The organism is Kocuria rosea (assembly GCF_006094695.1).
In the GTDB taxonomy this organism is placed as follows: domain Bacteria; phylum Actinomycetota; class Actinomycetes; order Actinomycetales; family Micrococcaceae; genus Kocuria; species Kocuria rosea.
Genome location: NZ_CP035103.1, coordinates 1,852,492 through 1,865,422 on the forward strand (window position 1 = coordinate 1,852,492; position 12,931 = coordinate 1,865,422).

At 67.8% G+C, this 12,931-nt stretch carries 11 protein-coding genes and 1 pseudogene; 8 read left to right on the forward strand and 4 right to left on the reverse strand.

What is annotated here, in order from left to right:
- Positions 1–245 precede the first annotated feature (245 nt).
- Complete coding sequence (locus tag EQG70_RS08590; protein WP_109269466.1) at positions 246–1,373, forward strand: YVTN family beta-propeller repeat protein; 1,128 nt, start codon at positions 246–248, stop codon at positions 1,371–1,373.
- Between the two features lie 176 nt (positions 1,374–1,549).
- Here the strand turns inward: EQG70_RS08590 and ccsB are convergent, their stop codons facing one another.
- From ccsB to EQG70_RS08605, 3 genes are read right to left on the reverse strand one after another with little or no spacing between them, the layout of a single operon-like run.
- Positions 1,550–2,641, reverse strand: a complete 1,092-nt coding sequence (ccsB, locus tag EQG70_RS08595; RefSeq protein WP_109269448.1) for a c-type cytochrome biogenesis protein CcsB — start codon at positions 2,639–2,641, stop codon at positions 1,550–1,552.
- 14 nt (positions 2,642–2,655) lie between these two features.
- Complete coding sequence (gene resB, locus EQG70_RS08600; protein WP_109269449.1) at positions 2,656–4,395, reverse strand: cytochrome c biogenesis protein ResB; 1,740 nt, start codon at positions 4,393–4,395, stop codon at positions 2,656–2,658.
- Between the two features lie 47 nt (positions 4,396–4,442).
- Entirely contained in the window at positions 4,443–5,063 is a 621-nt protein-coding gene (locus EQG70_RS08605; RefSeq protein ID WP_109269450.1) for a TlpA family protein disulfide reductase, read from the reverse strand.
- A gap of 838 nt (positions 5,064–5,901) precedes the next feature.
- Here EQG70_RS08605 and EQG70_RS08610 point away from each other — a divergent pair.
- The 7 genes and pseudogenes from EQG70_RS08610 (at position 5,902) to EQG70_RS18125 (ending at position 11,611) form a co-directional block, all read left to right on the forward strand.
- Complete coding sequence (locus EQG70_RS08610; RefSeq protein WP_109269451.1) at positions 5,902–6,279, forward strand: BlaI/MecI/CopY family transcriptional regulator; 378 nt, start codon at positions 5,902–5,904, stop codon at positions 6,277–6,279.
- Between the two features lie 8 nt (positions 6,280–6,287).
- Positions 6,288–7,241 (forward strand): M56 family metallopeptidase, encoded by a 954-nt coding sequence (locus tag EQG70_RS08615; RefSeq protein WP_208746265.1) that lies wholly within the window; start codon positions 6,288–6,290, stop codon positions 7,239–7,241.
- Positions 7,242–8,028: 787 nt separating this feature from the next.
- Complete coding sequence (locus EQG70_RS08620) at positions 8,029–8,913, forward strand: F510_1955 family glycosylhydrolase (RefSeq protein WP_109269453.1); 885 nt, start codon at positions 8,029–8,031, stop codon at positions 8,911–8,913.
- Positions 8,914–8,984: 71 nt separating this feature from the next.
- Positions 8,985–9,734 (forward strand): cytochrome c biogenesis CcdA family protein, encoded by a 750-nt coding sequence (locus tag EQG70_RS08625; protein ID WP_109269467.1) that lies wholly within the window; start codon positions 8,985–8,987, stop codon positions 9,732–9,734.
- Positions 9,735–9,910: 176 nt separating this feature from the next.
- The gene (cysK, locus tag EQG70_RS08630; protein WP_109269454.1) at positions 9,911–10,846 is read left to right on the forward strand and encodes a cysteine synthase A; all 936 of its coding nucleotides are present in this window, start codon (positions 9,911–9,913) and stop codon (positions 10,844–10,846) included.
- Positions 10,847–10,874: 28 nt separating this feature from the next.
- Positions 10,875–11,131: pseudogene (locus EQG70_RS08635) on the forward strand (cadmium resistance transporter); the annotation flags it as partial.
- A gap of 321 nt (positions 11,132–11,452) precedes the next feature.
- A complete protein-coding gene (locus EQG70_RS18125) occupies positions 11,453–11,611 on the forward strand; it encodes a hypothetical protein (RefSeq protein ID WP_167508873.1) in 159 nt (52 codons plus the stop codon).
- Positions 11,612–11,829: 218 nt separating this feature from the next.
- On the opposite strand, the gene EQG70_RS08640 is transcribed toward EQG70_RS18125, so the two are convergent.
- Positions 11,830–12,927 (reverse strand): acyltransferase family protein, encoded by a 1,098-nt coding sequence (locus tag EQG70_RS08640; protein ID WP_109269455.1) that lies wholly within the window; start codon positions 12,925–12,927, stop codon positions 11,830–11,832.
- Positions 12,928–12,931 lie beyond the last annotated feature (4 nt).

A 12,931-nucleotide genomic window follows, 5' to 3' on the forward strand; every position in this document is an offset into this window, starting at 1 on the left:
TGAAGATTTGGTGAAGATCGGGCCGAAACAGGTTTGGTCGCTGAGTTTAGGGGCGACGATCTGATCACCGTAGGATCGTGTTGAGTCCTACTGCCAAGGGGGCGTTCTCAAGCCGATGGGTGCTGACAGGACTGGAGGTCCGTGGCGTCGAGGCTTTTAATCACACGTCAATCCCGCTCCACATCTTCGGTCCGCCACAATTCTTTTCCTATTGGTTCGACCCGAAAGGTCTAGTGAGGATCTTGATGAATCGACGGCTCGCCGTCACCAGTCTGGCTGTTCTAATGATGGTTGGCCTGGCGGCCTGTTCCAACGGCACACCACCGGAAGCCACCACGGCGACCGCCTCCGCTCCTTCGAGCGGTGGGGGCATGACCGGAACGGTGTGGGTGGCGAACGAGGAGGGCGACAGTCTCACTGTCTTGGACGCGGCCACGAACGAAGTCGTCACGACGTTGACCGGGGTGGAGTCCCCGCACAACGTGCAAGCCGGGGCCGACGGCTCCGTCGGATACGCGGTGAGCGGCCACGACAACACGACCATCGCCGTCGACGCGGAAAGCTATCAGGTGGCCGCGGTTGCTCCCAGCGGACCGGCCCCCGCGCACGTGATCGACGCCGCCGACGGCACCAAGGTCTACACCACCAATGCCGGCGACGGCACCGTCTCGGTCTATCGCGCACCGGGTTTTGACCCGGTCGCCACCATCGACCTTGGGGGGATGCCCCATGGTCTGCGCCCAGCAGCCGATGGGTCGGTGATCGCGGTGGCCAACACCGAGGCCGGTTCGGTGGATCTGATCGATCCGGGCACCGACACCAAGACCGCCTCAGTGCCGGTCGAGGGCGGCCCCGTGCAGGTGGCGGTCGACGCCGACGGTACCTACGCCTATGCCAGCATCGCCGAGCCGGCCTCGGTCGTGAAGATCGACCTCGCCGCACGGGAGGTGGTGGGCACCGTTGAGGTCTCAGCTTCTCCGGTCCAGGTGTATCTGTCCCCGGACGGCCGCACCCTGCTCTCGGCCGACCAGGGCACCGAGGCCGAGCCCGGGAACACCTTGTCCGTGATCGACCCGATCGGGATGACCGCCCGCGGCAGTGTCCGCACCGGCTCCGGTCCGCACGGGGTGGTCATCGACACCACCGGGACGAGGGCCTGGGTCACGAACACTTACGACGACACCGTCTCCGTCGTGGACCTTGAGAGCCTTTCGGTCCTTGCCACTGTGCCGGTGGGGGACCTGCCGAACGGCATCAGCTTCTCCTCCCGCCCACCCGGTGATGTGGAGGAGCCCTCGATCAGACTCGAGATCCCTGAGCCGTCTCGGGCAGCCACCGGCGAGGCGGAGCAGACGGAAGGGCATGCGCACTGATCCGGTTGCGAGTATCTACGTGGTTGGATTTGCGCCATCGGTGGTGCACACCATCCGCGTGCACCCGAGACAACAACATCAGCTGCCTGCGCTTCCCGCACATCGTTCGGCACATCCCCTCCGGACCATGTGATACGTACTCCCGCGGCTCGTGGAGGGAGCCTTAGGTCCGGGGCTCAGAGCCCGGAGTATGAGTGCAGGCCCTCGAAGACCGTGTTGACCACGGTGAGGTTGAAGATCACGCAGAGGTAACCGGCGATCGACAGCCACGCCGAGCGGGTGCCCGTCCACCCGCGGGTGGCGCGGGCGTGCATGTAAGCGGCGTAGACCACCCAGATCACGAAGGTCCAGACCTCCTTGGGATCCCAACCCCAGTAACGTCCCCAGGACTGCTCGGCCCAGATCGCGCCGGCGGCGAGGGTGAAGGTCCAGAACACGAACCCGACTGCGTTGAGCCGGAAGGAGAGGTTCTCGAGCGCCTGGGAGGAGGGGACCATGGCCAGGAAGCCCATGCCCGGGGCCTCCCCGGCCAGGATCGCCCGTTCGCGCCGGGCCTGCAGCAGCTGCAGCACGGCCATGGCGAACGTGATGGTGAAGATCCCAGAGGCCGCTACGGCGATGGACACGTGAATCACCAGCCACCAGGACTGCAGCGCGGGGACGAGCGGACCCACCGGGGTGGGAAATCCGATGGTGGCCGCGCACAGCATGATCACCACAAGCCCGGACACCAGGGTCCCCACGAAGCGCAGGTCCCGGCGCAGGAGCGCGGCCAGGTACACCCCGGTCACGACCAGGGCCCCGGTGGTGGCGAATTCGTACATGTTGCCCCACGGCACCCGGCCGGCGGCGATCGCCCGGCTGGCGACCGCGGCGGTGTGGAGGAGGAAGGCCAGGACCATGATGGTCAGAGCCGCCCGCGCCGCGGGGCGGTGTTCCCCGGTGTAGCGCATGGAGGAGTCGGCGACGTGTTCGGCCAGCACGGCTCGGGTAGAAGGCTTGTGTCCGCGGCCACGTTCACTGGCGCCCAGTCCGGGCCGAGAGTCGTCGGCCTTCTTGGTGGTTCCGGCGGTGCTGTCCACCTGAGCAGGGGCGGTCGCTGCGCCCACCAGTTGCTCGTCCCGTCTGCTGTGATGCTCGGCTCGGCGCAGGGTCCTGGAGTGGGAGGCCATGTCCCAGGCGAAGGCCACGAAGGCCACCAGGTAGGTCATGGCGGCCAAGAGCATGAACAGCGCGCTCCAGGTGCCCAGGGTCTCGGTGATGGTCATGGATGCTTGTCCTCTCAGTCGTGGTTAGGCCCGCTCCAGGCCCGATTCGTGCTCCGATGCGCGGCAGGGTCCCCAGGCGGATCCGCGGTTCCCCATTGCTCGGTGAACAGCTCGCTCAGCCGCTCGGCCTCGGTAGCGAGCCGGGGGTCCTCGCCGCGGGCCAGCAATCCGTACTCCAGGACCGTGCAGGCCCGGCCGTGCTCATCGACGCCCTTCGCCGCGCGCACCCAGACGCGGCGGCGGGAGATGAACATGGACATCAGCAGGCCCGTGAACGCCAGGACGAAGGAGATGAAGGCTCCGAATCGGCCGGGGTCGTAGACGATGTCCAGGCCCACGTAGCGCTTGACGTCCAGGAACTCGATCGTGCCCTTGCCCTCGGGCAGCTCGTGCACGGGGTTCGCGGCGTCTATGGCGATCGGTCCGCTCTGGCTGAGCATGCCGTTGAGCTCGGTGAGTTCCTCGACGTCGAGGACGTACACGTTCTGCGGGACCCCGCTGTCCAGCCCCAGGTCCCCGTAGTAGGAGGACAAGATCAGTTGTGGGTTGGCCAGACCCGGGTCCACTGATCGCGGCATCCCGTCCGGTCCGGTGACCGCGGTGGGAAGCAGCAACCCGGTGAAGCCGAGCTGGTCAGGTCGCGCGTCCGGGACCTTCAGCACCAGCGAGGACGTGTAGACCCCGTCGGAGGGGATGGTCACCACGGGGCCTTCGAAGGCGACGTCCCCGTTGCCGTCGGTGACCCGGATCACCGGGGCGTAGCCGTTACCAATGAGGAAAGACTTCACGCCGTTGACGTTCACCGGTGCATTGACCTTCAGGGTCTCCGGCTGCGGCTCCGAACCCGGTTCCTGGACGGTGATCTCCGCGGTGAAGTCCAGGGGCGCCCCGTAGCTGCGCGGGTCCGTGGTGTCCCGGTTGAACACGGCCTCGAAGCTGTCGAGCCGCACCGAGAAGGGCTCGAGCCAGTCGGCGTCGTAGTTGGTGCCGGGGGTGAAGGAGTCGTAGCCGATGAGGGTGTTGGCAAACGACTCGCCCTCCACGAGGATTTTTTGGCCCTTGTAGCCGAAGAGGGAGCCGACGGCCACGGACACCAGCACGCCCAGCAGGGCCAGGTGGAAGACGATGTTGCCGACCTCCTTCCACATGCCGCGCTCGGCGGCCACCGACGGGGCGGCCGTGCCGGCGTCCCGCACCGCCACCCGGTAGCCGCGCTTCCTGAGCAGCCGGGCCGCGTCGGCGACGACATCGTCCGGGGCCGGCGCCCCGGCGCCGTCGCGCCCGCCCAGGGCGAGGGAGCGGTGCTCGGGCAGCCGTTCGAGCCGGCGCGGGGTGCGCGGGGGCTCGGCCCGCCACGCCCGCCAGTGCTTGGCCGCGCGCGGCAGGACGCACCCCACGAGGGAGACGAACAGCAGGATGTAGATCGCGGAGAACCACGCCGAGGAGAAGACGTCGAACAGCTGCACCCGGTCCAGCCACTCCCCCAGGGCGGGGTTGTTGTCGATGTAGTCCTGGACCGCCGCCGGGTCCTGGATCCGCTGCGGGAAGATCGATCCCGGCACCGCGGCGACCGCCAGGAGCAGCAGCAGGAACAGGGCGGTGTTCATCTTGGTCAGCTGTGTCCAGGCCCACCGGGCCAGGCCGAGGGGCCCGAGGGCGGGGACCTCGACCTCACTTTTCCCAGGGCCAGCAGTTGAGGAGCCCCCGGCGCCCCTGACGGTGCTGCGCTCCCTGTTGCTGGCGGTGGTGCTCATACCGGCCTCTCTGACCCCGGGACTGGGGCGGGATGGGTTGCCAGCCGTCATGCCGTTTCGGCCACCGTGTCCTCGAGGAGGGTCTCGAGCACGGAGCGGTCCGCGATGCCGAGGATGCGGGCGGCCACCCGCCCCCGGGCGTCGAGCACGAGCGTGGTCGGCACGGCCTGCGGCGGCACGTAGGCGCTCAGCGCCATGAGCACTCCCCCGTCCTTGTCCTCGACGGAGGGGTACGGGATCTCAAAGGTGCGCTCGAACGCCTCGGCGGTGGCCCGCTCGTCGCGCAGGTTCACGCCGTAAAAGGCGGCCTGCCCCTCGAACCGCTCGGCGAGCTCCCGCAGGTCGGGGGCCTCGACACGGCACGGGGCGCAGCCCGCGTACCAGAAGTTGAGCAGCGCGGGCCGCCCGCGCAGGTCCTCGGCGGAGAGGGCCGTGCCGTCGAAGAGCGTCCCGGTGAACTGCACCGGCTCCCCGCGCTGGTCGGACGGGTACTCGGAGACCGTGCCGTCCCCGGCGATGTAGCCCTTCTGGTCCCCCGAGTTCGCCTGCTGGGCGAGGGAGTCCTCCTCCGTGCACCCGGCGAGGGCGAGCCCGAGGACGCCGAGGCCCGCGAGCGAGAGCACACGGCGGCGGGACGGACGGGAGGCGGGCGAGGGGCGGGAGATCATGGGCATTTCACCTGAGGATTGGAATAGGTGTGGGGGAGGGGCAGCGCAGACCCCCGCCCTGATGGGCAGGGAAGCTGATGGGTTTGGGGAGGTTGCCCCGCGGGCTTGCCATGGGAAGGTTCGGGGCCAGCACCCGGCATTGAGGTCCTGGATCCCAGGCAGGCCCGGGATCGGGGGCCACCGAGTGGCCGGAGCCGATTGCGCGGCCGCCACCGTTCTCGACTCCGCGCTGTTTCCCAGCCGACGTGCTGCACCACCATCCACCGAAGTACTACGATGGATAGTAACTGTTCTGGGAGAGGATTTCACATCGCCTCTTTCCTTCTGTAAGAGGGCCGGTTTGCCGGTTCTACGGTCCAGGCGCTGTTGCTGGTGCGCGGCGTTCCGATGACGCCGGAGGGGGAAATGATCTCTTCCTATGGGCGTTATCGCTGGCTACGCGGGACCTCCACCTCCCTGGTCATGGCCTTGGACGCGAGGCTGTTGCGCCATCCCTGCCGCACGCGGCGGCACCAGAAGTGACCGGAGCCCGCAGCAGGTCTAGCCCGTGGCGCGGCCTTGGTGAACGCCAGACCGACGTGCCCCGGGTGACCTTCGGGCACCGCTGGCGCGCGGCCGCCCGGGCCACCTCCGGCTACGTCCACAACCGAAATGCCGATATGAACCCCACAGTGGCCGCGGAGCGCAGGTCGCTGATGTCGCGGGAAGCCCGGAAAATGGGATTGCAGGGCTGGGTAGAAGGGTGCCGGTGCCCAGAATTCGCTTCTCGGCCGGGCCCTACTATGGGGCATAGGAAACGTGTGGAAGCGGCGGCATTGGACGCGGGAAGGAGACCTCCATGCACCATCTGGGACACCTGGAGTCGGCGATCATGGACCTCATGTGGTCGCGGTCCGCTCCGGCTTCCGTTCGAGAGGTTCTGGTCGGCCTGCAACCGGAGCGGGAACTGGCCTACATGACCGTGAAGACCGTCATGGACACCCTCCACCGCAAGGGCTTGTTGATCAGGGAACCCGACGGGCGCGCCTTCCGCTACCGGCCCACCCGCACGCGTGAGCAATACACTGCCGTGCACATGGGGGAGGTCCTGGCCAGTGGCAACGACCGGCGAGCCACGCTGCTGCACTTCCTGGAGCAGATCCCGGCCGAAGACCTCACCCAGCTGCGCGAGGCATTGAACCAGGCGGCAGGGCCGCCGGCCGGGACAACCCCGTGACAACCCCGGTGCTGCTGATCACCTTCGCACTGCTCGCCACCCTGGCGGGTCCGTTGCTGGAGGGCAGGGGCTGGGTCGACCGGTCGCCCCGATTGGGGATCCTGGTCTGGCAAGCCCTAACCGCCTCGATCGTGGTGAGTGTCATCCTGGCCGGTGTGTCCCTGGCGCTACCAGTGATGCCGGCCCTCGGGGAATTGGCGAATTTCCTGCAAGCCTGCGCGATGGTACTGCGGGCCCAGTACTCCACACCCGGAGGCGCAGCAGGCAGCACGGCAGGGGCAGTGGTGGCGTTCGTGCTCGGGGCCCGGGTGCTCTACTGTCTGGCCATCGAGGTGATGTCTGCCCGGCGGGACCGAAAAAAGCACATCGGCTCCCTGTCGTTGGTCTCCCGCCGTGATCCGACCACCGATGTGCTGGTGGTCGACCACGCGGTGCCGACCGCCTACTGTCTGCCCGGGCGTCGCCGCGACATTGTCTTCACTACCGCAGCCCTACACGTCCTGGACGAACAACAACGCCAGGCGGTGCTGCGCCACGAACTGGCGCACCTGCACGGGCACCACCATCTGGTCCTCATCGGTGCCAATGCGTTGGTGCGGGCCTTTCCTCGAATCCCCATCTTCGCCATGGCGCGAGTGGAGCTGGGCCGGCTGGTGGAACTGGCCGCGGACGACCGAGCGGCCGCCGGCAATGACAGCAGGCTCACCGTGGCCAGTGCCCTGGTGCGACTGGCCGAGGCCGGACATGCTCCCGCCTCTGCACTGGCTGCCAGCGGTACTGCGACACTGGTACGTGTGCGCCGGCTGGCTGCACCTGCCGCCCCGCTGCACCGGGCACGAGTGGCGCTGACGATGGTCGCGGCCACCGCAATGCTGGCCCTGCCGGTGGCTGTTGCCGCAACCCCGGCCCTTGCCACCCTCCAAGCACAGACCTGCCCAGTGGAGTTGCTCCAGAGCGTCTGAAGCGCACGGCCGGATGCACCACCCGGTACAGGGGGTAGCGAACGAGTCGGTGAGGAGAACGCCAGTGTCGGGGTGGCGATGGCGTTGGCCTCGGTGTCTGCTGTCAATCACAGGCTGCGTCCGCGCAGCGTCCGTTCCCATCGCCCCGGTCCTCGAGTCCTAGCCGCGCCGTCGAGAAGCAGTGATCACCGCAGCCGCATGACTGGCGACGGCCTCCATGAAGAAGTCGCCAAGCGGAGTGAGGGGATCAAAGTGTTGCAGGTCCAACAGACGTGAGGCCGGCGGTGTGCGCCCTCGTGTCGAGCTGGTGAGCGCCACGATGACGCGTGGTGGGCGGTAGTTCCTAGCGCTGTCCTGGTGCGCTCTGTTGTGACCGCCCGCGCCATGGGTTCAGGTCCATGCAGCCCGTGGGGTTGGCAAAGGCGACGTTTTGGACTCGGTCTCTCAACCCGTCTACTATGCCACATAGTATTAGATGTCTTGATGGCGGCCCGTAGGAGCCTTTTTCGTGTTCGCGGCCACGGTTTCGACGCGGGCCGCCGCCGTAGTCATCGACGGAGCCGTCGTCGATGCCGAGTCGTTGCCATCCCGCGCCAAGAGCCGGGATCCAGCAACGCGGGCAAGGCGCGGATGTCCGAGTAGATGATGGCCCACCAACCCAACATGGTCCCGCCACGTGAACAGAGGACGGGCAACATAGGCGGGCAGAGAGTAGAGAGCACTCGCTTCGTAGGCGTCTAGACAGACCGACCAGTCCGTTCCCCTGTCTTTTTAGGAAAGTAACCTCATGATTCTCAACGCCAACATCGTCGGGAGCCGAAAAACCCGCACCGCCGCGATGGCTGCAGTGACCGCTCTGCTCGTCACCGCCTGCACCCAGCAGGGCACCGAGTCGGGGGAGGCTGCGTCCTCGTCTGGGGAGGAGAACCCGTTCGGACACGTTCACGGCCTGGCGCTGGACCCGGGTACCGATCAGCTGTTGTTGGCAACCCACAATGGATTGTTCAACATCAGCGGAGAGTCTCCGGAGAAGATCGGGCCCACTAACGACCTGATGGGTTTTGCTACCGCCGCTGCCGGGCGCTATTACGCTTCCGGGCACCCCGGCTCGGGCTCGGATCTGCCTAACCCGCTGGGTCTGGTGGAGTCCACCGACGGCGGGCAAACCTGGCAGGAGCTCTCCCGTCAGGGCGAGTCCGACTTCCATGCGTTGACGGTCTCGGAGGAGGGCGTCATCGGCTTTGACGGCACTCTACGGATGACCACCGACGGGCAGGTGTGGACCGAGGCCAGCGACCAGATTCAGCCGGTCAACCTCGCCGCCTCCACGGACGGGCCGGTCGTGCTGGCCACTACCGAAGACGGCGTGCAACGCTCGGATGACGGCGGGGCCACCTGGGAGCTACCCGAAGGCGCCCCGGTGCTGCTGATCACCGCCTTCGCCGACGCTGACACGGCCGTGGGGGTGGCCCCGGACGGGACCGCGCACGTCAGCCGCGACGCCGGGAAGAGCTGGGAGAGGCCCGGAGGAACCACCGGCCAACCCTCCGCTGTGGCCGCCAGCACGGACGGCGGGGATGGGTTGCAGATTTGGGTGGCCACTGAGCAGGGCATCGAGTTCTCCGACGATGCCGGGGCCACGTTCTCCACCACCATCCCGGCAGGACAGTAAGCAGCTCCGATGAGGAAGGATCTGCGGGTCAGCGGCCGTGCCGCCCGTGAGGGGCGGGGCCGGTGATTCTGTTGAGCGTCGGAGAGTTCTTCGCCCAGAACGTCCAGTCCGGGGCGCTGCTCGTGGCGATCCCCTTGGCACTGACCGCGGGGATCGTCTCCTTCATCTCCCCGTGCATCCTGCCGCTGGTGCCTGGCTACCTGGGGTACGTCTCGGGGTTGACTGATCCCGCTGCTCCCGGTAATCGGCGCAGAGTCCTGACGGGTGTGGGTCTGTTCATCCTGGGTTTCGCGCTCGTCTTCACCTTCTACGGGGCTGCGTTCGGGGCCATCGGCGGGTGGTTGCTGCGGTGGCAGGACGTGATGATCCGCATCCTGGGCGTGTTCGTCATCGGGATGGGCCTGGCCCTGATCGGGCGACTGCCCTTCCTGCAGGCCACGACGAAGCCTTCCTGGCAGCCGCGCCGAGGCCTGGCCGGTTCCCCTCTGCTGGGGGTGGTGTTCGGTCTGGGCTGGACCCCGTGCATGGGACCGACCCTGAGCGCCGTGTTGGCCCTGAGCACCACCACTGGCACCGCCTGGCGTGGGGCGCTGCTGGCCTTCGTCTACTGCCTCGGACTCGGCATTCCCTTCGTCATGGTCGCCCTGGGCATCAACTGGGTCTCCAAGACCCTGGCGTTCATCCGCCGGCACATGCGCGCCTTTAACCTCGCCGGTGGCTCCGTGCTGATCCTCGTGGGAGTGCTCATGGTCTCCGGGATCTGGGTGCGCTGGATCTACCAGCTCCAGAACCTTTCCGGCACCTATCTCACGCCCGTCTGATCCCTGGGTCTGGCTGTACGAACCGCAGGGATCGGCCAGGACGTGGCCGGGCCTCTCGAGAAGTGCACCGATGCGCCCCAGATGTTCTCGGTTCTCTGCCCGCAACGATCCTTCGACAACCACTTCCTGTCCAGTCAGCAGCCACGAACCCACCGCACTATCACCGAGGAGCACACATGGCGAAGATCTACCACGACGTCACCGAGCTCGTGGGCCGCACCCCGCTCGTCCACCTGAACCGGCTCGACGAGGGCCTGCCCGGCAACGTCGCCGTGAAGCTGGAGTTCTACAACCCGGCCAACTCCGTCAAGGACCGCATCGGCGTGGCGATCATCGACGCCGCCGAGAAGTCCGGCCAGCTGAAGCCGGGCGGCACGATCGTCGAGGGCACCTCCGGCAACACCGGCATCGCGCTGGCCATGGTCGGCGCCGCCCGCGGCTACAAGGTCATCCTGACCATGCCCGAGACCATGTCCACGGAGCGCCGGGTCATGCTCCGCGCCTACGGCGCCCAGATCGTGCTCACGCCGGGCGCGGAGGGCATGCGCGGGGCCGTGGAGAAGGCCCAGGAGATCGTCGACGGCACCGAGAACGCCGTCCTGGCCAAGCAGTTCGCCAACGAGGCCAACCCTGCGATCCACTACGCGACCACGGGCCCCGAGATCTGGGAGGACACCGACGGGCAGGTCGACGTGTTCGTCTCCGGCGTGGGCACCGGCGGCACCATCACGGGCGCGGGCCGCTACCTGCGCGAGCAGAAGCCGGACGTGCGCCTCGTCGTCGTCGAGCCCGCCGACTCGCCGCTGCTCACCGAGGGCAAGGCCGGCCCCCACAAGATCCAGGGCCTCGGCGCGAACTTCATCCCCGACAACCTCGACCGCTCGATCTACGACGACGTCTACGACGTCACCGTCGAGGACTCCGTGCGCGTCGCCCGCGAGCTCGGCACCAAGGAGGGCATCCTCGGCGGGATCTCCTCCGGCGCCATCGTGTGGGCCGCCTTGCAGGAGGCCGCCAAGGAGGAGAACCGGGACAAGCTGATCGTGGCGATCGTCTGCGACTTCGGCGAGCGCTACATCTCCACCCTGCTCTACGAGGACATCCGGGGCTGAGGCCCCGTATCTGGCCCCGGTCGAATTGATCACTTTCGCCAACGGCGGGGGCAACATCGGGGTCTACGTGCCCGTGTTCGTCACCGTGGGCCCGACCGCGATGGTGGCCTACTGCATCGCCTTTTGGCCATGGTCGCAGTGCTGGTGGCCATCGCCAAGTACGTCGCCGCCCGCGAACACGGGACTGCCGAGGTCCTGGAACGGTGGGAGCACATCTTGTTCTCGATCGTGCTGATCGGCCTGGGCGTGGTCACCCTCCTTGAGGGCGGAGCCTTCGGCCTCTAACCCACTTGCCCTCTTGACTTCGAAGTCGCTTGTATAGCTTTCCTCAAGACGGCGTGAAGATTCCCCATAGCTTGCTCGCTGCTTGCTCTATGGGCTGTTCTGTCGGGCCAATGAGGGCATAGTTTGCAAGTGAGAACACCCCGTTCTCATCACCCCGTGCACGGGCGTTAGGGTGCCCCGGTCTTTGCTCCCCTTAGGCCGGGGCACCCGTCGATAATGTGGAGAAGCGACGTAGCCCGGACCGGAGAATCCGACGGACCCGGGACTGCCTCGCAGGTCCTCAATTGGCAATCCGAGGGCTAGACCCCCGAACCCTCCTCGGTGAGCATTATCATCCTGGTGCTCTCGCTGATCATCATGCCGGTGATGGCCGCGGCCCAGGAGAAGGCCGGCACGGCCCTGAGTGACAACCTGATCCTGGCTGACACTGCCAAAACCAGGACCTGCGTGCTGCTGTCCGTCTCTACCTGTCCGGGCTGATCCTCTTCGCGCTGACCGACGCGGCGTGGGTGGACCCGGTGACCGGGCTGATCCTCGCCGCCTTCGCCCTCCAGGAGGGCGAAGAAGATCTGGGAGGTGGAGCTCGCCGAGGCGACGACTGGTCGACATCCAGTTCCACCACGGCGGGTCGGTCCCGGCGCGGGGTCTCCCGGGCCCGGGGGCGGGTGCATCGCCAGGACGCCGGCGGCCCGGCCGGGTCAGTCCGGACGGCGCCCCGTCACGGCCGCGGTGTGCGGGTTCGCCGCGCCGGGGGAGGGCACCCGCCGGTCGGGGCGGTCGCGGGGATCCAGCCACGCCTTGGCCCGCAGGGCGGGCTTCTCAACGAGCCTCCAGGACAGCAGCGCCAGGGGCAGCGTCAGGAGGGGGACGAGCACGGAGTTGACGGCGACACCCCAGGCGGCCGTGCCGAGCAGGACGAGGAGCTGCTGCACCGGATACGCGTAGATGTAGACGCCGTAGGAGAGGTCCGTGCGCGTGGTCCAGTTGCGGGAGGGAACCGCGCCCAGGCCGAGGAGCAGCACGGCGAGCGGCAGCTGCCCGTACAGGTCCGCCCAGCCGGAGTCCGTCAGGACGGCGTAGACGACGGCGGCCCCCGCGGTGTGCACCCAGGTGGGGCGCCACGTCCCCGCCCAGGCCCAGACCGCCGCGCCCGCCAGGAAGTAGCCCACGAGCCGGGCGCCGTTGAGATAGAGGTTGGTCGTGACCTCCAGTGGACCCTCGACCAGGGGGCGGAGGACGAGCACGACGAGGAACATGGCCGGGAGCGCCCACCGGGCGTGCCGTGCCGCGACGGCGAGGCTGAGGACGAGACCGATCAGCACGTAGGCGAGGGCCTCGTAGAACAGCGTCCAGAGCGAGCCGTTCCAGGAGTCCGGAGCCGGAACCTGGGTCAGGGTCCCATCGATGCCCCACTGTGACATCTTCAGGTCCCCGTTGCTGAGCACGAAGCCGGCCGCGGAGGCGAGGTCGAGCGGCCTGCCCTCGATCGCGGCCGCGAGCGGCGCGAAGACGGCGGCCACCACGAGCAGGCTCACCAGGAAGGCCGGGTAGATGCGCAGGAACCGTCGCCACAGGTACGGCACGAGCCGGGACCGTACCCTGCTCTCGGCGATGAGGTAGCCGCTGAGGACGAAGAAGCCGTTGACGGCCACGTCGGACAGGAGCTCGAGGCTCGGGCCGTCCGCGCCGGTCAGCGGCCAGGCATGGCCGAGGACGACCAGGGACGCCAGGGCCAGGCGAACGGCGTTGAGGTGATTGTGGCGGTCGCCCAGGCGTTCTTGGAGAGTCGTGGCCACGGCA